The organism is Streptomyces sp. NPDC093221 (assembly GCF_044753885.1).
In the GTDB taxonomy this organism is placed as follows: Bacteria; Actinomycetota; Actinomycetes; order Streptomycetales; family Streptomycetaceae; genus Actinacidiphila.
On record NZ_JBIVOA010000006.1, the window covers coordinates 59,797 to 81,792 of the forward strand.

At 73.3% G+C, this 21,996-nt stretch carries 17 protein-coding genes; 12 read left to right on the top strand and 5 right to left on the bottom strand.

The window, feature by feature from the left end; genetic code table 11:
* Positions 1-9: 9 nt before the first annotated feature.
* From ACIQCJ_RS23350 to ACIQCJ_RS23360, 3 genes are read left to right on the top strand one after another with little or no spacing between them, the layout of a single operon-like run.
* On the top strand, positions 10-1,494 hold the full coding sequence (locus ACIQCJ_RS23350; RefSeq protein WP_391046354.1) for an amidohydrolase family protein: 1,485 nt from the start codon (positions 10-12) through the stop codon (positions 1,492-1,494).
* Positions 1,495-1,502: 8 nt separating this feature from the next.
* Positions 1,503-2,369, top strand: a complete 867-nt coding sequence (locus ACIQCJ_RS23355; protein ID WP_402712398.1) for an alpha/beta fold hydrolase — start codon at positions 1,503-1,505, stop codon at positions 2,367-2,369.
* A complete protein-coding gene (locus ACIQCJ_RS23360; protein WP_402712399.1) occupies positions 2,362-3,021 on the top strand; it encodes an FMN-binding negative transcriptional regulator in 660 nt (219 codons plus the stop codon). Before ACIQCJ_RS23355 ends, ACIQCJ_RS23360 begins: the two co-directional genes overlap by 8 nt.
* Positions 3,022-3,045: 24 nt before the next feature.
* Here the strand turns inward: ACIQCJ_RS23360 and ACIQCJ_RS23365 are convergent, their stop codons facing one another.
* Positions 3,046-4,530 carry a helix-turn-helix domain-containing protein gene (locus ACIQCJ_RS23365; protein WP_355332829.1) on the bottom strand — a complete coding sequence of 495 codons (1,485 nt, stop codon included), beginning with the start codon at positions 4,528-4,530 and terminating at the stop codon, positions 3,046-3,048.
* A gap of 74 nt (positions 4,531-4,604) precedes the next feature.
* On the opposite strand from ACIQCJ_RS23365, the gene ACIQCJ_RS23370 reads away from it, so the two are divergent.
* The 3 genes from ACIQCJ_RS23370 to ACIQCJ_RS23380 are packed head-to-tail and all read left to right on the top strand — an operon-like array spanning position 4,605 to position 8,478.
* Complete coding sequence (locus ACIQCJ_RS23370; protein ID WP_391046362.1) at positions 4,605-5,711, top strand: DUF917 family protein; 1,107 nt, start codon at positions 4,605-4,607, stop codon at positions 5,709-5,711.
* Positions 5,708-7,285, top strand: a complete 1,578-nt coding sequence (locus ACIQCJ_RS23375) for a hydantoinase/oxoprolinase N-terminal domain-containing protein (RefSeq protein ID WP_391160967.1) — start codon at positions 5,708-5,710, stop codon at positions 7,283-7,285. Before ACIQCJ_RS23370 ends, ACIQCJ_RS23375 begins: the two co-directional genes overlap by 4 nt.
* A complete protein-coding gene (locus ACIQCJ_RS23380) occupies positions 7,282-8,478 on the top strand; it encodes a M20 family metallopeptidase (RefSeq protein WP_402712400.1) in 1,197 nt (398 codons plus the stop codon). The genes ACIQCJ_RS23375 and ACIQCJ_RS23380 overlap by 4 nt, the downstream gene beginning before the upstream one ends.
* Positions 8,479-8,482: 4 nt before the next feature.
* On the opposite strand, the gene ACIQCJ_RS23385 is transcribed toward ACIQCJ_RS23380, so the two are convergent.
* Positions 8,483-8,671 (bottom strand): Lrp/AsnC ligand binding domain-containing protein, encoded by a 189-nt coding sequence (locus tag ACIQCJ_RS23385; RefSeq protein ID WP_402712401.1) that lies wholly within the window; start codon positions 8,669-8,671, stop codon positions 8,483-8,485.
* Between ACIQCJ_RS23385 and rocD the strand changes: the two genes are divergently transcribed.
* From rocD to ACIQCJ_RS23400, 3 genes are all read left to right on the top strand, one after another.
* Entirely contained in the window at positions 8,589-9,890 is a 1,302-nt protein-coding gene (rocD, locus tag ACIQCJ_RS23390; RefSeq protein WP_402712402.1) for an ornithine--oxo-acid transaminase, read from the top strand. The genes ACIQCJ_RS23385 and rocD overlap by 83 nt on opposite strands.
* Positions 9,891-10,078: 188 nt before the next feature.
* Complete coding sequence (locus ACIQCJ_RS23395; protein ID WP_391046371.1) at positions 10,079-11,317, top strand: CoA transferase; 1,239 nt, start codon at positions 10,079-10,081, stop codon at positions 11,315-11,317.
* A 2-nt stretch (positions 11,318-11,319) separates the two neighbouring features.
* Positions 11,320-12,144 (top strand): hypothetical protein, encoded by an 825-nt coding sequence (locus tag ACIQCJ_RS23400; RefSeq protein WP_402712403.1) that lies wholly within the window; start codon positions 11,320-11,322, stop codon positions 12,142-12,144.
* On the opposite strand, the gene ACIQCJ_RS23405 is transcribed toward ACIQCJ_RS23400, so the two are convergent.
* Positions 12,141-14,168 (bottom strand): helix-turn-helix domain-containing protein, encoded by a 2,028-nt coding sequence (locus ACIQCJ_RS23405; protein ID WP_402712404.1) that lies wholly within the window; start codon positions 14,166-14,168, stop codon positions 12,141-12,143. The two genes, ACIQCJ_RS23400 and ACIQCJ_RS23405, sit on opposite strands and share 4 nt — an antisense overlap.
* Positions 14,169-14,379: 211 nt before the next feature.
* Between ACIQCJ_RS23405 and ACIQCJ_RS23410 the strand changes: the two genes are divergently transcribed.
* Positions 14,380-15,648, top strand: coding sequence for a hydroxymethylglutaryl-CoA reductase, degradative (locus ACIQCJ_RS23410; protein WP_402712405.1), 1,269 nt, complete (start codon positions 14,380-14,382; stop codon positions 15,646-15,648).
* Positions 15,645-16,646 (top strand): hydroxymethylglutaryl-CoA lyase, encoded by a 1,002-nt coding sequence (locus ACIQCJ_RS23415; protein ID WP_355332803.1) that lies wholly within the window; start codon positions 15,645-15,647, stop codon positions 16,644-16,646. The genes ACIQCJ_RS23410 and ACIQCJ_RS23415 overlap by 4 nt, the downstream gene beginning before the upstream one ends.
* A 62-nt stretch (positions 16,647-16,708) precedes the next feature.
* On the opposite strand, the gene ACIQCJ_RS23420 is transcribed toward ACIQCJ_RS23415, so the two are convergent.
* Positions 16,709-17,566: a 3-hydroxybutyryl-CoA dehydrogenase gene (locus ACIQCJ_RS23420; protein WP_355332800.1), complete on the bottom strand. Its 858-nt coding sequence runs from the start codon at positions 17,564-17,566 to the stop codon at positions 16,709-16,711.
* A 117-nt stretch (positions 17,567-17,683) separates the two neighbouring features.
* Positions 17,684-20,434 carry a cellulose binding domain-containing protein gene (locus tag ACIQCJ_RS23425; protein ID WP_402712406.1) on the bottom strand — a complete coding sequence of 917 codons (2,751 nt, stop codon included), beginning with the start codon at positions 20,432-20,434 and terminating at the stop codon, positions 17,684-17,686.
* A 259-nt stretch (positions 20,435-20,693) separates the two neighbouring features.
* On the opposite strand from ACIQCJ_RS23425, the gene ACIQCJ_RS23430 reads away from it, so the two are divergent.
* Positions 20,694-21,962: a glycoside hydrolase family 10 protein gene (locus tag ACIQCJ_RS23430; protein ID WP_402712543.1), complete on the top strand. Its 1,269-nt coding sequence runs from the start codon at positions 20,694-20,696 to the stop codon at positions 21,960-21,962.
* Positions 21,963-21,996: the final 34 nt, after the last annotated feature.

Here is a 21,996-nt window from a genome sequence, read left to right on the forward strand (position 1 = left end):
ACACCTGAGATGCGGTCGCCCATGAGCCCCGTGCCCGACCTCGTCCTGCGCCGCGCGCGCATCCCGCGCACCCCGGGGCAGTGGGACCTCGTGCTGCGCGACGGCCTGATCGAGAGCGTCGCGCCGACCGGCGGCGACCTCCCGTCGGCGGCGGCCCTCGACCTCGACGGGCGCTTCGTGCGCCCCGGCCTGTGGGACGCGCACACCCACTTCGACCAGTGGGTCATCCGCAGCCGCCGGGTCGACCTCGCCCCCGCCACGTCCGCCGCGCACGCGGCCACGATCATGCGCGACGCGCTGGCCGCCACCGCGTCCGACCTCCTGGTCGGCTACGGCTTCCGGGACGCGCTGTGGCCCGACGCCCCGAGCCTGGCCGCCCTCGACGCGATATCGGCCGACCGCGGCCTGGTGCTCGTCTCCGGCGACCTGCACTGCGGCTGGCTCAACTCCGCCGCCGCGCGCCGCCTCGGCGTGCGCCCGCCCGAGGACGGCGTGCTGCGCGAGACCGAGTGGATTGGAACGCTCGACGTCCTCGACCGCGACCACCGGCCCGAGGCCGCCGACCACCGGGCCGCGGCCCAGGCCGCAGCGGCCAGGGGCGTCGTCGGGATCGTGGACTTCGAGAACGCCGACATCACCCGCTTCTGGCCCGAGCGGGTCGCCGCCGGAGTGACCGCCCTGCGCGTGGAGGCGTCGGTGTGGCCCGACCGGCTCGACGACGCGATCGGCCGCGGCCTGCGGACCGGCGACCTCCTCGAACCGAGCGGGCTCATCACCATGGGGCGGCTCAAGATCGTGGTCGACGGCTCCCTCAACACCCGTACGGCGCTGTGCTGGGACCCCTATCCGGGGCTGCCCGCCGACCACCCGCACCCGTGCGGGGTGCAGTCCGTCGCACCCGAGCGCGTCGGGGAACTGCTCGCCCGCGCGGACGCGGCGGGCATCGCGGCGGCCGTCCACGCCATCGGCGACCGCGCCAACACCCAGGTGATCGACGCCTTCGAGCGCCTGGGCATACCGGGCACCGTCGAGCACGCCCAGCTCGTGTCCGCCGCCGACTTCGCCCGCTTCGGCCGGCTCGGCCTGGTCGCGAGCGTGCAGCCCGAGCACGCCATGGACGACCGCGACGTCGCCGACACGCACTGGGCGGGCCGCAGCGACCGGGCGTTCGCGTTCCGCTCGCTGCTGGACGCGGGGGCGACCCTCGCGCTCGGCTCCGACGCGCCCGTCTCGCCGCTCGACCCGTGGGTGGCGATCAGCGCCGCCGTCTCGCGCAGCCGCGACGGCCGCGAGCCCTGGCACCCGGACGAGCGGATCACCCGCGAGGCGGCCCTGTCCGCGAGCGCCCGCGGCCGGATGGACGTGACGGCCGGTGACCCGGCCGACCTCGTCGTCCTCGACGAGGACCCGCTGGAGCTGGACGCCGAAGCGCTGCGCACCCTGCCGGTCGCCGCCACCGTGCTGGGCGGCCGGCCCACCTGGACGAACCTGTAGGAGATCCGATGCCCACCCTCATCACACCCGCCGGCATCGAGGTCCATTACGAGACCGACGGCGACCCGGCCGGGCGTCCGCTGGTGCTCGTGCACGGCGGCGGCGCCCAACTCATCGGCTGGCACGACGCGTTCGTGGCGATGTTGGCCGACGCGGGCTTCTACGTCGTACGCCCGGACAACCGGGACGTCGGGCTCTCCCAGCAGACCGGCGGACCCGACGAGTTCGCCGCCACGTACGACCTCTCCGACATGGCCGACGACGTCGTCGCGCTCCTCGACCACCTCGGCATCGGCCGGGCTCACCTGGCCGGTATGTCGATGGGCGGCTACATCGCGCAGTTGGTCGCGATCGAGCACCCCGGACGGGTCGCGAGCCTGGGCCTGATGTCGACCTCGCCGTCGAGCGAGCCGGAGTTCCTGGTCGGGACGCACGGGGACGGTCGGCCGGTGTCGCGGGCGCCCGAACGGCTGGACCGCGCGGCCTACATCGAGATGTTCGTCGGCGGCCAGCGGAACTACCAGTCGCCGGGCTTCCCCTTCGACGCCGAGGAGTCGGCCGCCCTCGGCGCCCGCTACTACGACCGGGTCTACCGGCCCGACGGCCTGGTGCGGCAGTGGAACGCCATGCTGCGCGGCCCGTTGGAGCGCCGCGACGACCTGCGCGAGGTCACGGTGCCGACGCTGGTCATCCACGGGCGCGGCGACCAGTCCCTGCACTGGCGGGCCGCGCTGGCCTTCGCGGAGATCATGCCGCGGGCCGAGGTGCACCTCTACGAGGAGATGGGCCACGACATCCCGCGCGAGCTGTGGCCCGACTTCGTCCGCGCGTTCGCGCGCACGGCGGCGCGAGCGGAGCGGAGCGACCATGCGTGAGACCCCCGAGTACACCGGCGGCGGCCTCGCCTGGGCCGCGGACCTGCTGCGCGGACACCCCTGGGCGACCATGGTGTCCAACGGCGCCGACGGCGCGGGGCCCGTCGTCTCGCACTACCCGTTCCTGATCGAGGAGCCCGAGGAGTCCGGGGCCCCAGAAGACTCCACGGCCCCCGGCGAACTGGTGCTGGTCAGCCATGTCGGCCGCCCCGACGAGGCGCTGCACCGGCTCGGCACCCAGGAGCTGTGCGTGGTCGTCTACGGCCCCAGCGGCTACATCTCGCCGAGCTGGTACGACCTGCCCACCGCCGTACCCACCTGGAACTTCGCCACCGCCCACCTGTACGGCGTGCCCGACATCCTCTCCGACGAGGAGAATCTGGCCGTCCTCGACCGGCTCGTGGCCCACTTCGAGGCGCCCGTGCCCAACCCGTTCCTGATGCGCGGCACGGCGGAGAACGCCGCCTACGCGCAGCGCATCGTGCACGGCACGGTCGGCTTCCGCATGCGGGTCACCCGCGCGGTCACCAAGGAGAAGATGAGCCAGGACAAGCCGGAACCGGTCGTCGCGCGCATCCTCGCGGCCCTCGACGGGGACGGCCCGTACGCGAACCCCGGCCTTGCCGCGCGGATGCGCGCCGTGCGCGACTGACCGCGCCGTGCCCGGCGCCGCTGCTCAGCGGCGGCTGGCGCCGAGCAGCCGCACCCGGCAGGCGAGTTCGACCGCGAAGCGCGTGTCCGGGTCGTCGAGGTCGAGCTGGAGCGTGTCGCGGACCCGCTTGAGCCGGTAGCCGACGGCGTTGGGGTGCAGATTCAGCTCGCGGCCCGCGTGGGCCAGGGAGTTGCGGTGCGACAGGTAGGCGAGCAGCGTCTGCACCGAGATGTGCGCCCGCTCGGGTCCGAGCGCGTCCAGCGGCAGCAGGATGTCCGCCAGCAGGCTGCGGCTGGTCGGGGAGGCGTACACGTCGAGCAGCACCCGGCGCAGGCCCGTCACGTCCGTCAGTTCGACGCTGCCGAGGCGCCCGGCCGCGATCGCGGAACCGGCGGCGATCCGCGCCTCCGCGGCGGACGAACGCAGCCCCGCCGCCCCCGTCTGCGGGGTGCCGAGGCCGAGCGTGTACTCCCACCCGTGCCCGGTCAGGCCGCGCGCGTACTCCTGGAGCCGGACGGCCACCTCCCGCAGCCGCCGCTGGTGGTCGCCCGCGCCGTGCTCCTCGGTGCTGACCAGGAGCAGGTCGTCCTGGACGAACGCGACGTGCCACATCTCGTCCCGGCCGTCGACCAGTTGGAGCGCGAACAGCTCAAGCGCGGGCTGCACGCTGCGCGGAGCCCGCGCCTCGGGGTTGTCGAGGCCGGTCGGGATCAGCCAGGCCGCGACGTGCGAGAGCTGGAGGGGGAGCCCGAGCATCGCGGCCTGGCCGACGAAGCCCTCGACCCGGTGGGACTCGGCGAGCACCAGCTCGACGATGAGGTCCGACCGCGACTGGGTGGGCGCGAAACGGTCGCTGATCTGGCGCTGTGCGGCCCGCGACAGCAGCGAGGCGACGACGGGCAGGGCGATGGCCATCGCCGGGTCCGACCGGTTCCCGACGAGCCGCCCGATCGGCACCTCGCCGACGCAGACCGCGTCGGCCGCCGACCAGGTCACGGTGGCGTCCTCCACCACGGCGAGCTCCGAGCCGAGCATGCGGTTGGCCTCGGCGAGGATGTGCTCGGGCGTCCCGTCCGGTCCCGCCGCGGCCTCGGTGGCCTTCTCGATGGCGTGCGTCGCCCGCATGATCGCCTCGGACGCGCCGCCCGACAGCAGCCGGTCGACCACGAGGGCCAGATCGGCCGACCGCGCGCCGGGAGCGGCGAAGACCGGCACACCGCCGCGGTCGGCGAGCACCCTTGCGGTGTCGGGCAGGGTCAGCTCGGTCGTGAACACGAGCCCCGCGACCTCGCGCGCGCTCGCCTGACGCAGCGCCACGTCCAGCCGGTACGGCGGCGGGTGCTCGGTGCCGGGCACGATGACGAGGGTTCCGGCGGGCACGGTGCCCAGCAGGTCGAGCGGCGAGACGTCCACCCGTACGACGGCGCGCCCGTCCGCGGGCCCGGCGCGGTGCCGGATGCCGAGGCGGTCGCCCTGGGCGGCGAGGTCGGAGACGGTCAGTTGTGCCATCAGCACAGTATGACGCGATTCTCTGGACTCTCGGGCCATAGGTGCGGTCAGGGCGTCGCCATATCGTGAGGCCCATGGTTCACACACCCCTCGACGCGCCCGCCCCTCACAGGGCCTCCGCCGTCGCGGCCTCAGACGTCGCGGCGCTGGCCGCGGGCACAGCGATCTTCGGCACCGGGGGCGGCGGGGCGGTCTACACCTCGCAGATCGTCGCCGAGGAAGCGCTCCGCGCGAACGGCCCGGTGCCCCTGGTCACCGTCGACGATCTCGGCCCCGACGACCTGGTGATCCTCATGTCGGGCATCGGCGCCCCCACCGTGGGCATCGAGATGCTCTCCTCCAACCGCCAGGTCGACCTCCTCGTCCGCGAGGCAGAGGCCGTCGCCGGCCGCCCCATCACCGCCCTCATGGCCGCGGAGATCGGCGGCAGCAACGGCGTCGGGCCGGTGGGCTGGGCCTCCCGCCTCGGGCTGAAGCTGCTCGACGCCGACGGCATGGGCCGGGCCTTCCCCGACGCGGCGATGGTCGCCATGAACGTCGCCGGAGTCCCGTGCGACTTCTCCGTCCTGAGCGACGTGGTCGGCAACGTCTCGGTGCTCAAGACCGTCGACCTGCACTGGCTGGAGCGGCACGCGCGCGCCCTCACCGTCGCCAGCGGCTCCATCTGCCTCGGCGTGCACTACCCCCTCACGGCCGAGACGGCCAAGGGCGCCGTCGTCGAGGGCACGGTCAGCGCCGCCATCCGCGTCGGCCACGCCCTGCTCTCCTCACCCGAGCCGGTCGCCGCCGTGGCCGCGGAGCTCGGCGGCTCGATCCTGCTCACCGGCAAGATCACCGACCTCGACCGCCGCACCGTCGGCGGTTTCTCCCGCGGCTCCGTGACGATCGCCGGTACGGGCACCGACCGCGGCAGGCTCCAGCGCCTGGAGATCCAGAACGAGAACCTGGTCGTCCTGGAGGACGGCGAAGTGCTCGTGAGCGTCCCCGACAACGTCACCATCATCGACGCCGAGACCGGCCACGCGATCACCACCGAGATGCTGCGGTACGGCCAGCGCGTCTCCGTACTCGCCTGGGCCTGCGACCCGATCTGGCGGACACCGCGCGGCCTGGAACTGGCCGGACCGCGGGCGTTCGGATACGAGCTGACCTACACCCCCTTCGAAGGAAGCACCCGATGACGGCCACGCGCGATCTCTCCATCGGCGTCGACGTCGGCGGCACCAACACCGACGCCGTCGCCATCGACAGCACCGGCACCGTGCTCGCCCACACCAAGCAGGCGACGACCGACGACGTCACCGGCGGCATCAGGGCCGGAATCGCCCATGTGCTCACAGCGCTCGGCGAGGACCGGTCACGGGTCTCACGGGTCATGCTCGGCACCACGCACGCCACCAACGCGATCGTCGCCCGGCGGCAGCTCGACCGGGTGGCGACCATCCGGCTCGGCGCCCCGGCGGCGACCGAGTACCCGCCGCTGCTCGGCTGGCCGGGCGATCTCGCCGGGCTCATCCTGGCCGGGTCCGCGATGGTCGGCGGCGGCCACATGGTCGACGGCACGCCGATCGCGCCACTGGACCGGGACGCCATCCTGCGCTTCCTCGACGGCCTCGACCACTTCGACGCCGTCGCCGTGACCGGCATCTTCAGCCCCTCGATGCCGGACCAGGAACTCGAGGTCGCCGAACTGCTCCGCGCCCACCTCGGCCCCGACGCGCGCGTCTTCCTCAGTCACGACATCGGTCCCACCGGTCTGCTGGAGCGGGAGAACGCCACCGTCCTCAACGCGGCGCTGCACAGCGTGGCCCGCTCGGTCACCGAGGCCCTGGTGACGGTCGTCGACGAGGAAGGGCTCGACGCCGTCACCTTCTTCGCGCAGAACGACGGCACGCTGATGTCGCTGGACTACGCCGCCCGGTACCCGGTGCTCACCATCGGCTCCGGCCCCGCGAACTCCATCCGCGGCGCGGCCTACCTCTCCGGCGCCACCAACGCGATCGTCATCGACGTCGGCGGCACCACCTCGGACCTGGGCGTCGTGGTGAACGGATTCCCCCGCGAGTCCACGCTGCCCCGCGAGATCGGCGGCGTACGGACCAACTTCCGGATGCCCGACATCCTCAGCCTCGGCGTGGGCGGCGGTACGACCATCGACCCGGTGACCGGCGCTGTCGGACCGGGCTCGGTGGGCTACCGGATCGCGACGGAGGGCCTGCTCTTCGGCGGCCGGACGCCGACCCTGACCGACGCGGCGGCCCTCGCGGGGGCCTCGATCGCCGGACGGACCCTCCCCGCCCAGACGGCAGCCAACGAGCAGGCGCTGCGCGCCGCCCTGGAGCGCGCGCACGTGCTGATCGAGGAAGCCGTGGAACGGCTCTCCCTCGGCCGCGCCGACCTGCCGCTCGTGGTGGTCGGCGGCGGCGGCTTCCTCGTACCCGACGACCTGCCGGGCGCCGGTCCCATCGTGCGGCCCGACCACGGCGACGTGGCGAACGCGGTGGGCGCCGCGATCTCGCTCGCCGGAGGCCGCGCCGACCAGATCAGCCCGCTGGAGGACCGGGAGGCGGCCATCGCCCAGGCGTCGGAGGCGGCGATCGCCAAGGCGATCCAGGCGGGCGCCGACCCGCTGGAAGTGGCCGTCGTCGACGTGCTGGAGACCCCCGTCCCCTACAGCGACCGGCCGACCGTGGAAGTGTCGGTCAAGGCCGCGGGACCGCTGGCGCGGCTCGGCGAACGGGCCGCGGCGCGGTGACGGGGTTCACCGCGGGTGACGCGGCGCTCGCCGACCTTGTGGCGCTGCGCCGCGCACTGCACGCCCACCCCGAGGTCGGCCTCGACCTGCCCCGGACGCAGGCGGCGATCCTCACCGCGCTGGACGGCCTCGGCCTGGAGATCACCACCGGGCACGGTCTGACGTCGGTGACGGCCGTGCTGCGCGGCGGCCGGCCGGGCCCCGTCGTCCTGCTGCGCTCCGACATGGACGCCCTGCCGGTCCTGGAGGCCACCGGCCTGCCGTTCGCGGCGGCCAACGGCGCCATGCACGCCTGCGGCCACGACCTGCACATGGCGGGCCTGGTCGGCGCCGCCCGGCTCCTCGCGGCCCGCCGCGCGCAGCTGCCCGGCACCGTCGTGTTCATGTTCCAGCCCGGCGAGGAGGGATACGCGGGCGGTCGGCTGATGATCGAGGAAGGCGTCCTGGACGCGGCGGGCGAGCGCCCGGTCGCCGCGTACGCCGTCCATGTCGACTGCGTGACGCCGAAGGGCCGGGCGGTCACCCGGCCGGGTCCGATGATGTCGAGCGTCAGCGCGCTGCACATCCGGGTGACCGGGACCGGGGGCCACGCCGCCTACCCCCACCACGGGTTCGACCCGGTCCCGGTCGCGGCCGAGATCATCCTCGCGACGCAGTCCTTCGTGGCGCGCCGGATACCGGTCGCCGACCCGGCCGTGGTCTCGGTGACCCGTGTCTCCTCCGACTCCGCCGCGGGCAACGTCCTCGCCGCCTCCGTCAGCCTGGAGGCGAACATCCGCGCCCTGTCACCCGCGACGCTCGCGCTGGTGCGTGACGAACTCCCGGCGCTGGCCGTCGCGCTCGGCGAGGCGCACGGCTGCGCGGTCGACACCGAGTACGTCGAGTCGTACCCGGTGACGGTCAACGACCCGGCAGAGACCGAGCGGGTGCTCGCGGTGCTCGACGAGCGCTACGGCGACCGGGTGGTGCGCCTGCCGTTCCCCGGCATGGCCTCGGAGGACTTCGCCTACGTGCTCGAAAAGGTGCCCGGCACGCTGGTCTTCCTCGGCGTACGGCCCGAGGACGGTACGAGCGGTCCGATGCACTCCGATCGGGCGGTCTTCGACGACTCCCGCCTCGACGAACACGCGGCGCTCCTGGCGGAACTGGCATGGCGCCGCCTCGCGGGCTGCGGGGCGCCGCGCCCGCGGTGACCGCTCAGCCGAGCGCGCGCTCGAACAGGCGCGAGAGGACGATCGCGCTCCGGGTCCGGTAGAGCCGGTCGGTGCGGCGGATCTGCTCGATGGTGTCCTCCGACTCCGCGATGGAGCCCGCCAGGACACGGACCAGGGCGTCCGCGTCCCCCGACACGTTCCACGCCCCGACACGTTCGCAACAAACGTTCAAGGAGGACATTGTGCACGCAGAAACCACCGTTCCGCGCCGTCGGGTGAGCCGTCTCGCCAACAACTACGCGCCCCTTCCGGTGCGGGCCGAGTCCGCGCGGGGCGTCTGGGTCACGGACGCCTCGGGCAGCCGTTTCCTCGACATGCTCAGCGCCTACTCCGCGATGAACTTCGGCCACGGCAACCCCACCCTGCTCGCGGCGGCCCACGACCAGCTCGCGGCCATGACCCTGATCAGCCGCGCCTACGACCACACCGAGATGGAGCGGTTCGCCGCGGCCCTCTGCGACCTGGCCGGCAAGGACATGATGGTGCCGATGAACACCGGCGGGGAGGCCGTCGAGACCGCCATCAAGGTCGCCAGGAAGTGGGCCTACGAGGTCAAGGGCGTCCGCGAGAACCGGGCCGAGATCATCGTGGCCTCCGGCAACTTCCACGGCCGGACGACCACCGTGGTCGGCTTCTCCGACGACCCCGACGCCAGGAACGGATTCGGACCGTTCACCCCGGGCTTCGTGACGGTGCCCTACAACGACGCCGCGGCCCTGGAGGCGGCGATCACCCCCGACACCGCCGCCGTGCTGCTGGAGCCGGTGCAGGGCGAGGCCGGTGTGATCATCCCCGACGCGGGCTATCTGCCCGCGGTGCGCCGGATCTGTGACGAGCGGGGCGTCCTGTTCCTCGCCGACGAGATCCAGTCGGGCCTGGGGCGCACGGGGGAGACCTTCGCCTGCGACCACGTCGGAGTGACGCCCGACGTCTACATCCTGGGCAAGGCGCTCGGCGGCGGCATCGTCCCCGCGTCCGCGGTGGTCGCCGACAGCGACATCCTCGGTGTCCTGCGCCCGGGGCAGCACGGCTCGACCTTCGGCGGCAACCCGCTGGCCTGCCGGATCGGGACCGCCGTCGTCGACCTGCTGAGGACCGGGGAGTACCAGGAGCGCGCCCGGACCCTGGGGGCGCGACTGCGGGACGAGCTGACGCCGTTGGTCGGCCAGGGGCTGGTCTCGGTCCGGACCATCGGGCTGTGGGCGGGGATCGACGTCGACCCCGCGCTCGCCACCGGCCGTACCGTCTGCGAGGAACTGGCCCGGCGCGGTGTCCTCGCGAAGGACACCCACGGCTCCACCGTGCGGCTCTCGCCTCCCCTGGTGATCGAGCCGAGCGAGCTGTCCTGGGGCGTCGCCCAGCTCGCCGACGTCCTGCGGGCACTGGCGTAAGCGGGTTCCGCCGTCCACGGGACGGCAGTGACGAGGGCCCAGGATCCGGCGGTGGTGATGGACGGTGGGCCCATCGCCGCCGGTCGGCGCCACGGCTATCGTGCGGCGCAGAGGCGGAAACAGACATACGGCACGCGGGCCGTGTCCACGCGGCGGAGCCGACGAGAACGAAGAGGCAGGGGTGCGCGATGCACAGGGACCAGCCGGAGACCGGCGCCGACGGCAGGGCCGCACTGACCGGAGTGGTCGTCGTCGACCTGTCCCACGTCCTGGCGGGACCGTACGCCGCGCAGACGCTGGCCGACCTCGGCGCGACCGTCATCAAGGTCGAGAACCCCGCGAACCCCGATGTCTCGCGCGGCTTCCCGCCGTACCTGCGCTCGGGCGACGAGGAGTTCAGCGGGTACTACGGCCAGTACAACCGCGGCAAGCTCGGTGTCTGCCTCGACCTGGCCCGTGACGAAGGCAAGCAGGCCCTCAAGGACCTGGTCGCCCACGCCGACGTCCTCGTCGAGAACTTCCGGCCCGGCACCATGGACAAGCTCGGCCTGGGCTACGAGGTGCTGGCCGGGATCAACCCCCGCCTGGTGTACACGGCCATCTCCGGCTACGGCCAGACGGGCAGCCGTCGCCGCCGTCCGGCCTTCGACAGCACCGCGCAGGCCGCGGGCGGCCTGTGGTCGATGAACGGCTACCCCGACACCCCGCCGGTGCGGGTGGGCGTCACCATCGGGGACCTGTCGGCCACGATGTTCGCCGTCATCGGCACCCTGGCCGCCCTGCGGCACGCCGAGAGCACCGGCGTCGGCCAACTGGTCGACGTCGCCCAGGTCGACAGCGTCGTCGCCATGACCGAGACGGCCGTCGTCGACTACACCGTCGACCGGAAGGTCGCGGCACCGGCCGGGAACGAGCACGCCTGGGTCAGGCCGTACGAGCTGTTCCCGTGCGCCGACGGGCAGGTGTTCTTCGGCGGCTACACCGACAGGCTCTGGGCGGCCAGTTGCGCGCTGTTCGGCACACCGGAGGCGGCCACGGACCCCGAGATCGACACGATGCGCAAACGCTTCGACAAGGAGACGTACGACCGCCGGGTGAAGCCGCTGGTCACCGGCTGGTTCGCCGGGCGGACCCGGCAGGAACTCGAGGACCTCGCGGGCGACGTCATCCCGCTGACGGCCGTCCGCGACATCGGGGAGGTCGTCGAGGACCCGGGCACCGCCGAGCGGGACATGATCGTCGAGGCCGACTACGGCCCGCTGGGCGCGCTGCGGATGTTCGGCTCGCCCATCAAGCTCAGCGCCACCCCCGCCGTGCCGGGGCGACCGGCCAACAAGGTGGGGGAGCACACCGATGAGGTGCTGCGCCGCTTCGCGGGCTACGACCGGGCGCGGATCGAAGAGCTGCGCGCGGCGAAGGTGATCTGACGATGGGTCAGGAGGCCGTCCGCCGCGAGCCGTTGCTGACCGGGCCCGCCGCCGCGTATCGCTCCACCTTCGCGCCCTGCGCCCCTGAGCCGGTCCCCGGCGAGCCGCTTCCCCCGGGCTGGGAGGGGATCTACTTCCCCTTCGACGCGGCCTTCGCCGACCTGCGCCCCGACGGCTCGCCCGGCGGCGACGGCACGGTGCCCGACCCCGGCCTGCCCCGGCGCATGTACGCCGGTGAGGACACCCGCTTCCTGCGGCCCCTGCGCTACGGCGACACGGTCGAGCAGCGCACCGCGCTCGGCGCCGTGACCCGCAAGCGCGGCCGGGCGGGGGAGCTGGTCTTCGCCGACATCGAGCGGAGCTACCTGGTGGACGGCGCCGTCGCGGTCACGAGCACCTGGCACGACGTGTTCCTGCCTGCGAGCGACCCCGCCGCCGCGCCCGCCGACGTACCGGCGGGCGAGGCCGAGCAGTGGGACTGGTCGCGGCGGGCGACCCTGGACAGCCGGCAGCTCTTCCGGTACTCGGCGCTGACCTTCAACACCCACCGGGTGCACTACGACCGGGCCTGGGCGCAGGACGTCGAGGGCCTGCCCGACCTGCTGGTGCACGGCCCCCTGATGCGCATGCTCCTGCTCGACTTCGCGACGCTTTCACTGCCCGGCCGCACGGTCCGCGAGTTCTCGGTGCGCTCGGTCTCGCCCGCGTTCGTCGACCGGCCGGTGATCCTGGTCGGACGCGAGGACGCCGACGGCGTACGGGTCCGCGCCCTGGACGCCGACCATCGCGTACTCGCCCGGGGCCGGGTGCGTACGGACACGCCCTAGAGGCGGCGCAGCCGCTCGGCGATCTCGTCGAGCCGGACGGCGAGCGACAGTCGGAAGAACAGCTCGTCGTCGCGCCAGCCCTCGCCCAGGAGCCGGGTCAGCCGTTCGATCCGCTGGAGGATCGTGTTGGTGTGGAAGCCCAGCTCCCGGCCGGTCCTGGTCGGGCTCGACTGATTGCGCACGAAGGCGCGCAGGGTGGCGAGCAGATCCGTACCGTGCTCGGCGTCGTAGCGCCGTACCGGCCCCACCATCGTGTCGAGATACGCGGTCAGGGCGGCGGGGTCGGGCTCGAAGACGGCCGCGTAGGGGTGGTAGTCCTCGGCCCGCGCCGCGAGGTCGCCCGCCCCCAGCGCCTGGAGCAGCCGGACGGTGCGCTGCGCTGTCACCACCGCCGTGGGCAGGTCGCCGGACGCGGCGGCGCTCACCGACAGGACCGGGACCGACAGCGCCGCGCGCAGCTGGTCGTGGAGCCGCTGGACCGTGACGCCGGGCTGCCGGGACGACAGGGCGACGGCGACATGGCCGCCGTACTCGCCCACCAGCGCCCGGCTGTGCAGCGGACCGAGCAGCGTACGGGTCGCCTGCGGCCGGTGCTCGCCCGGCACGGCGAAGAGCACGAGGGTGTCGAGGTCCTGGACGGGGACGCGCAACCGCTTGGCCCGGCGCACCGCGTCGCGACGGCGGTCGGGCGAGCCGTCCAGCAGATCGGCCAGCAACTCGCCCTGCCTGCGGTGCTCCGCGTCGGACACGGCCTGCCGCTGCATGGCCAGGAGCGTGCCGACCTGCGCCCCCCGCTCGATGGTCCGCAGGTCGACGGAGCTGAGCGGGAAACCGCCCGTACCGAGCAGCACGGCGCCGAAGTAGTACGAGCCGGTCGTCAGGGCGGCGACCGCCCCGATGTCCCCGCCGTCCTCGACCAGGACGCAGCGGCCCGAGTCATGGCTGGCCCGGACGGCCTCGGCGACGGGTGCGCGGCGCAGTTCGTCGGCGGACAGGGCGCGCCCGGCCGTCACGATCACCTCGCCGTACTCGTCCACGACGGCCACCGCGCGGTCCAGGGCCTCGGCGAGCTTCTCGGCGATCGGCGAGAAGTCGCTGTCCTCCAGCACGGACCGGATGAGCTGCTGATGCACCGCGTTGGCGCGGTCCCGCTCGACCAGGTGCTCCCTCAACCGCTCCAGGGCGTCGCGCGCCTCCTCCTGCGAGCGCTGGAGGCGCTGGAGCCGCTGCGCGGTCTGGAGCACCACCGAGGCGTGGTTGGCGAGCGCCGAGAGCAGCGCGACCTGCTCGGGGGTGAAGGCGTGCTCGTCACGGGTCCCGACGAACAGCACCCCCAGGACGTCCTCGTCGGAGAGCAGCGGCACGCCCAGGAGCGAGACCAGGCCCTCGGCGGCGACCGCCTCGGACAGCGAGTCCTCGTGCCACCCGGCGGAGTCGTCCTCGTAGCGCGTCACCCACTGCGCGGCGCGGGTCTCGACCACGAGGCTGGCCAGTCCGCGGCCGGGCGGCACCACCAGGCGCTGGAAGCGCGGGCTGACCGAGCCCGCCGTCTTGCGGACCCGCAGCGTCAGGCTGGCGGCGTCGAACTCCGACAGATACGTGACGTCGGAGTCCATCATGTCGTGCGCGCGCTCCACCAGCCGGGCCAGCAGCGCGTCGGCGTCCCGCTCCTCGGCCAGCTCCCGGGCGCTGGAGAACAGGGCGGTCAGCTCGTGCTCACGGCGGCGCAGCCGCAGTTGGTCGCGCCGCAGCCGGTACAGCCGCTCCGCGGCGCCCGCCGCGGCGCCGCCGGTCACGCCGAGGTCCGCGAGCGCGCCGTCCAGCCGGTAGGGGTCCACCGCCTGTTCGCCGACGGCCGCGTCCAGGACCACCGCCAGCGCCCGCGCGCGGCCGTCCGCCGTACCGCCGTCCGCCGTACCGCCGTCCGCCGTACCGCCGTCCGCCGTACCGCCGTCCGCCGTACCGCCGTCCGCCGTACCGCCGTCCGCCGTACTCCGGTCCGCTCGCTCGGCTCCGCTCTCCACCGCGACCGCTCCCTCCGCGCGCCGCGCCGGCCTCTGCCGTCGGCCGCTGTGCGCTGCGCACACTCAGCGTGCCGTACGGCGTGCTGATGGTCCATAGCGGGGGGTTCCGCGCCGTCATTAGCGTGACCAGCACCCGAGGGACGCGCCCCCGCGCGTCCCTCGGCACCACCGCTCCCGCCCGTGACCGCTTCCGGAGGAAGGCCATGGCATCGTGACCAGCCGTCTGTCGGGTTTCAGGAATCTCTCCGTCGACCAGCGCCGTGCCCGCGCCGCCGAGGCCATGGAGGTGCCCCCCGCCCTGTTCGACGCGCTCTCGCCGGACCGGGGCCTCTCGCTCGGCCAGGCCGACCACATGGTCGAGAACGTCGTCGGCGTCCTCGGCCTCCCGGTCGGCATCGCGACCAACTTCGTGGTGAACGGCCGCGACATCCTCGTCCCCATGGCGACCGAGGAGCCCTCGGTCGTCGCGGCGGCCTCGAACCTCGCCCGGATGACCCGCGACCACGGCGGTTTCCGAACCTCGTCCAGCGTCCCGCTCATGCAGGCGCAGGTGCAGATCCTCGACGTCGCCGACCCGGCGGGCGCGCGGGTGCGGCTGCTGTCCGCGGCCGGGGAACTGATCGCGCTCGCCAACGAACAGGACCCCGCGCTGGTCCGGTTCGGCGGCGGGGCGCGCGAGATCTCCGTGCGGCTGGTGCCCAGCAGGCGGCAGACCTACGTCGTGCTGCACCTCGTGGTCGACGTGCGCGACGCCATGGGCGCGAACGCGGTCAACACCATGGCCGAGGCCATCGCCCCCCGCGCGGCCGAGATCGCCCGAGGGCGGACCCTCCTGCGCATCCTCACCAACAAGGCCGACCTGCGCCTCACCCGTGTCTCGGCGACCTTCGACGCGGGCCTGCTCGGCGGCCCCGCCGTCGTGGAGAACATGCTGGACGCGGCCGAGTTCGCCGTCGCCGACCCCTACCGCGCCGCCACCCACAACAAGGGCATCATGAACGGCGTCACCGCCGTCGTCCTGGCGACCGGCAACGACACCCGCGCGGTCGAGGCGGGCGCGCACTCCCACGCGGTCGGTCCTGACGGCCGCTACACCGCGATGTCGCGCTTCGAGAAGAACGCCGACGGCGACCTGGTCGGCACGCTGGAGCTGCCCATGCCGGTCGGACTGGTCGGCGGCGCCACCAAGGTGCACCCCGTGGCGCGGGCCAACGTCACACTGCTCGGGGTGGAGACGGCGAGCGAGCTGGCCGAGATCATCGTGGCCGTCGGCCTGGCCCAGAACGCCGCGGCGGTGCGGGCGCTGGCCACCGAGGGCATCCAGCGCGGCCACATGTCGCTGCACGCGCGCAATGTGGCCGTGACCGCGGGGGCCACCGCCGCCGAGATCGACTCGGTCGTCGCGCGGATGGTCGCGGACAGGTCCGTACGCGCGGACGCCGCCGAGCGGATCCTGGCCGAACTGCGGGACCGGCCGTGACCCGGTCACCGGCCGCGCTCGGACTGCCCGTCGCCCACCGGTCGCCAGGACTGCCGGACCGGGTGACGGTCTACGAGGTCGGGGCCCGCGACGGGCTCCAGGCCGAGAAGGCGCGGGTGCCCACCGCGGCCAAGGTCCGGCTGATCCGCGACCTGACGGCCGCCGGGCTGCCCGTGGTCGAGGCGACCAGCTTCGTCTCCCCGCGCTGGATCCCGCAGTTGGCGGACGCCGCCGACGTGCTCGCCGCGCTGCGGGAGGCGGGCGCGGACCTGAGCAGACACCCCGTCCTGGTGCCGAACGACCGCGGTCTTGACCGCGCCCTGGACGCCGGGGCGTCGGCCGTCGCGGTCTTCGTCAGCGCGACCGAGACCTTCGCGCGCCGCAATCTGGCGATGGGCCGCTCGGAGGCGGTCGAGGTCGCGGGAAAGGTGACCGAGCGGGCACTGGCCGCGGGCGTCCGGGTCCGCGGGTACGTCTCGATGGTCTTCGGCGATCCCTGGGAGGGGCCGGTCCGCCCGGAGCGGGTCGCGGAGGTCACCCGGGCCCTGGCCGACGCCGGGTGCCACGAGGTGAGCCTCGGCGACACCATCGGCGTCGGCACACCCGGCCATGTGGGCGCGGTCCTGGCAGCCGTCGCCGAAGCGGGTGTGGCCCGCGACCGGATCGCCCTGCACTTCCACGACACCTACGGCCAGGCCCTGGCCAACGTGCACGCGGGACTGCTCGCCGGGGTCACGACCTTCGACGCCTCGGTCGGCGGCATCGGCGGCTGCCCGTACGCGGGCTCCGCCACCGGCAACCTCGCGACGGAGGACCTGCTCTGGATGCTCACCGGTCTCGGCATCGAGACCGGGGTCGACCTGGACGCGGCGATGCGCGCGGGGCTCCGCGTCACCGCGCTCCTCGGCCGGCCGTCCCCCTCACGGGTCGTCCAGGCCCTGGACCGCGACTGGCCGGACGGGGACGGGGACCGGCCGGACGGGGACCGGGACCGCTGAGGCGCGGGCGGTCAGTACGGGCAGGCGGTCAGTGCTGGCGGACGGTCAGCACGGGCAGGCGGTCAGTACTGGTAGAAACCCGCGCCCGTCTTGCGGCCGAGGCGGCCCGCGTCGACCATCCGCTGAAGGATCGGCGGCGCCGCGTACAGCGGCTCCTTGTACTCCGAGTACATCGAGTCGGCGATGGCGGCGACGGTGTCGAGGCCGATCAGGTCCGACAGCTTGAGCGGGCCCATCGGGTGCGCGCAGCCGAGCTCCATGCCGTTGTCGATGTCCTCGCGGGTCGCGATGCCCGACTCGAACATCCGGATCGCGGAGAGCAGATACGGCACCAGGAGCGCGTTGACGACGAAGCCGGAGCGGTCCTGGGCGCGGATGGCGTGCTTGCCGAGCACGTCGGTGACCAGCGCCTCGGTCCGCTTGAGGGTGTCACTGCCGGTGGTGAGCGCCGGGATCAGCTCGACCAGGCGCTGCACCGGGGCGGGGTTGAAGAAGTGGATGCCGATGACCTGGTCGGGCCGCGAGGTCGCCACGGCCAGCTTGACCAGCGGGATCGAGGAGGTGTTGGAGGCCAGGATCGCGTCCTGCCTGCTCACCACCTGGTCGAGCACCCGGAAGATGTCGATCTTGACCTGCTCGTTCTCCACCACGGCCTCGATGACCAGGTCGCGGTCGGCGAACTCGCCCAGGTCGGTGGTGAAGGTCAGCCGGCCCAGCGTCTCGTCGCGCTCAGCCTCGGTGATCTTGCCGCGCTCCGCGGCCTTGCCGAGCGAGTTCGTCAGCCGGGTGCGGCCCAGCTCCAGGGCCTCACCGGTGGTCTCCGCGACCCGGACGTCGAGCCCGGCCTTCGCGCACACCTCCGCGATGCCCGCCCCCATCTGGCCCGCGCCGACCACTCCGACGCGCTGGATGTCACTCACTCGTCAGCCCCTGCCGCTTCCGTGCACCGCTTCCGTGTACCGGACAGACGTTACCTGTGTCCGGTACGCGCGGGACCGGCCGGGTGCCGGTCCCGCGCGTAGCCGAAGGAGCCGGGGTCAGCCCACGGAGCAGGCGGAACCGTTGAGCGAGAAGGCGGCGGGGGAGGTGTTCGTCCCCGGCGCGCTGCCGGTGAAGCCGAAGGTCGCGGAGCCGCCCGCGGGCAGCACCGCCGCGTAGCTCGGCGCGGTGACCGTCACGGCCGCGCCGCTTTGCGTGTAGTTCGCGCTCCACAGCGACGTGATGGTCTGGCCGCCGCCGAAGGACCAGGCCAGCTTCCAGTTGGAGATCGCCGCCGAGCCGTTGTTCTTGACCGTGACCGACGTCTGGAAGCCGCCGGGCCAGGAATTGGTGACGTCGTACGCCACCGAGCAGGCGCCGGAGCCGGGCGGTGTGGTCGGCGGGGTGGTGGGAGGCGTGGTGGGCGGGGTCGTCGGAGGTGTGGTCGGGGGAGTCGTGGGAGGGGTCGTCGGGGGAGTGGTCGGCGCAGTCGTACCGCCGGAGCCGTCCGAGGTGTCGCCATAGATGATGCCGCGGCCGTTGGTCGCGATGTAGACGCGGCCGTAGACCCGGGGGTCGCCGGTGATCGCGGTGTTGGTCACGCCGTACTGGTGGGCGTTGTCGTTGATCCGCACCCAGTTCGCGCCCGCGTCGGTGGAGCGGAAGATGCCGCGGACGCCGCCGATCTTCGCGCTGGTGTAGAGCGCCTGGTAGGCCGCGCCGGGGGCGGCCTTGCCGAAGCCGATGGTGTCGGCCTCCTGCACGTTGGCCAGCTTGGTGAAGCTCGCGCCGGAGTTGGTGGAGTGCCACAGGCCGTACGCGCCGCCCGTGCTGCCGCCCGCCACCCACACGTCGCCCTCGGCGCCGGGCAGCGCCTTGAGCTTGCCCGCCTCCGCGGGCAGCCCGGTGGCCGCCGTCGCGGCGAAGGTCGCTCCGCCGTCGGTGCTCACGTAGAACTTGCCGCCGTAGACGCCGTAGAACTTCTTCGGGTTGACCCGGTCGGAGCCGATGGCCGCGCCGGTCGGGATGCCGGTGGAGTCGGACCAGGAACCGCCGAAGCCGACCGAGTACTTGACGCCGGTACCGGACGGGGCCCACAGGAAGCGGCTGCCGTCGGCCGCCGCGGCGACCGTACCGCCGCCGCTGACCCCGGACGGGTCGGTGCCCGCGAACCAGTTGGCGCCGTTGTCGGTGGAGAAGGCGACGTGCGCGCCGCTGTCCGCGTTGCCGACCCTGACCATGGTGTTGGCGTTGGTGGCCGCGAAGTCCAGGCTCGTGGTGGTGGTGAAGTTGGGCTGGGTGAACATCATCGGGGGCACGGCGGTGAGGTCGGTGTGCCGGAAGCCGCCGATGTCACCGAGCGCGCTGATCAGCGGCGCGCCGGTCGGCGGGCTGATCAGGTCCTGGACCGACGTCTCCTCCAGGCCCTTGGCGTTGGGCTTGACGGTGAACTTCGCCCCGGTGTCCCAGTTGGTGAGGTTGTCGGTGCCGTAGACGGTGGCCCCGGTGCCGTACCACATGCGGTTGGAGTTGAACGGGTCGATCTCCAGCGACTCGGTCATCCAGCCGAGCTTGGGGGTCTCCTCCGGCGGCGACGGGTTGGCGCCCCAGCTCAGCCACGGTGACGAGGAGACGTCCATGGTGTAGCGGTCGGCGCGGTTGGGGTAACTGGTGAAGTCCCAGGCCCGCGTCCAGGTCGCGCCGCTGTCGGTGCTGCGGAAGATCTGGGTGTCGGCCCACCACGAGCTGTAGCCGGTGACCATGATCGTGCCGGGGTGCTGCCGGTCGACGGTCATACCGCTGTAGCCGAAGTACGTGTCCGCGTCCGACATCGGGCTGATGTTGGTCCACGCGCCGGTCGCGGTCGCGTACCGCCACACCTGGCCCTTGGCTCCGTCGTACGGGCCGCCGGTGTCGCTGGTGGCGAGGTAGAGGTAGCCGTTCACCGCGTCCAGCACGCCCTTGTGCGCGATGTACCCGGTGGGCTGGCCCGCCAGCCGGGACCAGGTGGCGCCGCCGTCGGTCGAGCGGTAGACGGTGTTGGCCTTGTCGGCCACACCCACGTAGACGGTCTGCGTGGCGGAGCCCTTGGTGCCGGTGCGCGGGTCGAAGGTCACCCACACATCGCCCTGGTTGTCGCTCTGGTAGCCGCTGCTGTCGGACGGATCGGCCACGTAGTTCCCGACGTTGGGGAAGGCGGTGACCTTCGCCCAGGTGACACCGGAGTCGGTACTGCGCCACAGCCCGTTGCCGCTGGGCGCGGCGAAGTACAGGACGCTGTCCTTGTTGGGGTCGATGGCCAGCCGCTCGCCCATGCCGCGGCCGGGCATGTTGCCGCCGAGCTTGAACGGCAGCGCGGTCGCCGCCCAGGTCGCGCCGCGGTCGGAAGAGCGCAGGATGGCGCCGTTGTCGGGGTCCCAGGAGTTGGTGTACATGCCGACGGCCGCGTAGACCTTGTCGGGCGCGAGCGCGTCGGTGGCGAGGCTGACCACGCCGTTCCTGTTCCAGTCGGTCCAGCCCACCGAATCCAGCAGCGGCGTCCAGGACTTGGTGGCCTCGTTCCAGCGGTAGGCGCCGCCGATGTCGGTCCGCGCGTAGGCGAGGTTCTTCTCCGACTGGTTGAAGACGATGCCGGGCACGAAGCCGCCGCCGTCGATCCTGACGTTCTTCCAGGAGTACGTGTCCGCGACGGCGGCCGGTGCGGCGGTGGCCGGGGCCGCGGTGGCCGTGGCGGTGACCGCGGCGACCGCGGAGGCGCCGCCTATCAGGGACAGGGCCGCGACGAGCGCGGCGAGTGGTCTGCGGAGCATGGAAAGGCGTCCTCTCCGTACGGACGCGGGCCGCGCCGGGCCCGCGCGTGCGGGTGGTGGGGGGATGGACGGTGGCGCTATACATAGGAGGTGTGGGAGCGCTCCCATGATGTTAGCGCCCGCGCCGACGCCCGAGAAGGGGTCGTCAACGCTCCGTCCCGGCGGGGGCCGCGCGAGGGAGTGGACCGAACGGCGGGTTGCCCCGGCGCCGGAAGTCACCCATCATCGGCGGATCATGACGGATGATCAGGAGGCACGGATGGACCGGCTCACCCGCAGGACCTTCACTGTCGCGGCGGCGGGCGCGCTGGCCGCCGTCATCCCCGGCTCGGCGGCGCGGGCGGCCGAACCCTCCCGCGCCCCCCAGGGCGCACCGGGTCGCGCGGGTCACGGCGGACCCGGTGGTCACGGCCGCGACCTGCGCGGCATGTGGATCGCCTCGGTCGCCAACACCGACTGGCCCTCGGCCCCCGGACTCCCCGCCGACCAGCAACGTCAGGAACTGCTCGACCTGTTGGACACCGCGGTCGAACGGGGGCTCAACGCGGTGGTGTTCCAGGTCCGGCCGACCGCCGACGCCTTCTGGCCGTCGGCGTACGAACCCTGGTCGCGGTACCTGACGGGCACTCAGGGGCAGGACCCCGGCTGGGACCCGCTGGGCACCGCGGTGCGCGAGGCGCACCGCCGCGGCCTGGAACTGCACGCCTGGTTCAACCCGTACCGCGTCTCGATGGACACCGACGTCACCAAGCTGGCCCCCACCCACCCGGCCCGCCTCCACCCCGAGTGGATCGTGCCCTTCGGCGGCAAGCTCTACTACAACCCCGGACTGCCCGAGGTCCGACGTTTCGTGCAGGACGCGATGCTGGACGCCGTCCGCCGCTACCCCATCGACGCCGTCCACTGGGACGACTACTTCTACCCGTACCCGGTCGCCGGCCAGGTCTTCGACGACGACGCCGCCTACGCGCGGTACGGCGCCGGATTCCCCGACCGCGACGCCTGGCGGCGGGACAACACCGACCGCCTGGTGCGCGAGACCGCCGCCAGGATCAAGCGGATCCGGCCGAGCACCCAGTTCGGCATCAGCCCCTTCGGCGTCTGGCGCAACGCCGCCACCGACCCGCTCGGCTCGGCCACCACCGCGGGCGTCCAGACCTACGACGACCTGCACGCGGACACCCGCAAGTGGGTCAGGGAGCAGTGGATCGACTACATCGTTCCCCAGGTCTACTGGAACATCGGCTTCGCGGCGGCCGACTACGCCGCCCTCGTCCCCTGGTGGTCCGACGTCGTCCGTGGCACCAACGTGCGCCTCTACATCGGCGAGGCCCTGTACAAGGTCGGGGTCGCGGGCCAGCCCGACGCCTGGCAGGACCCGGCCGAATTGACCCGCCACCTCGACTTCTGCGCCCGCTACCCGCAGGTCCGCGGCAACATCTACTTCTCCGCCTCGCAGGTCGTCGCCGACCCCTTGGGCGCGATGAGCCTGGTCGCCGCCCGCTACCACCACCGCGGACGCCGCTGACGGCGGGCGGTCGGTCCTTCCTGCCCGGCCACGT

Bases quoted from the DNA above. Each gene is read 5' to 3' on its own strand.
- ACIQCJ_RS23355 (WP_402712398.1), top strand. From the start codon at position 1,503: ATGCCCACCCTCATCACACCCGCCGGCATCGAGGTCCATTACGAGACC.
- ACIQCJ_RS23430 (WP_402712543.1), top strand. From the start codon at position 20,694: ATGGACCGGCTCACCCGCAGGACCTTCACTGTCGCGGCGGCGGGCGCG.
- ACIQCJ_RS23365 (WP_355332829.1), bottom strand. From the start codon at position 4,530: ATGGCACAACTGACCGTCTCCGACCTCGCCGCCCAGGGCGACCGCCTC.
- ACIQCJ_RS23370 (WP_391046362.1), top strand. From the start codon at position 4,605: ATGGTTCACACACCCCTCGACGCGCCCGCCCCTCACAGGGCCTCCGCC.
- rocD (WP_402712402.1), top strand. From the start codon at position 8,589: ATGGAGCCCGCCAGGACACGGACCAGGGCGTCCGCGTCCCCCGACACG.
- ACIQCJ_RS23395 (WP_391046371.1), top strand. From the start codon at position 10,079: ATGCACAGGGACCAGCCGGAGACCGGCGCCGACGGCAGGGCCGCACTG.
- ACIQCJ_RS23350 (WP_391046354.1), top strand. From the start codon at position 10: ATGCGGTCGCCCATGAGCCCCGTGCCCGACCTCGTCCTGCGCCGCGCG.
- ACIQCJ_RS23425 (WP_402712406.1), bottom strand. From the start codon at position 20,434: ATGCTCCGCAGACCACTCGCCGCGCTCGTCGCGGCCCTGTCCCTGATA.
- ACIQCJ_RS23360 (WP_402712399.1), top strand. From the start codon at position 2,362: ATGCGTGAGACCCCCGAGTACACCGGCGGCGGCCTCGCCTGGGCCGCG.
- ACIQCJ_RS23400 (WP_402712403.1), top strand. From the start codon at position 11,320: ATGGGTCAGGAGGCCGTCCGCCGCGAGCCGTTGCTGACCGGGCCCGCC.
- ACIQCJ_RS23375 (WP_391160967.1), top strand. From the start codon at position 5,708: ATGACGGCCACGCGCGATCTCTCCATCGGCGTCGACGTCGGCGGCACC.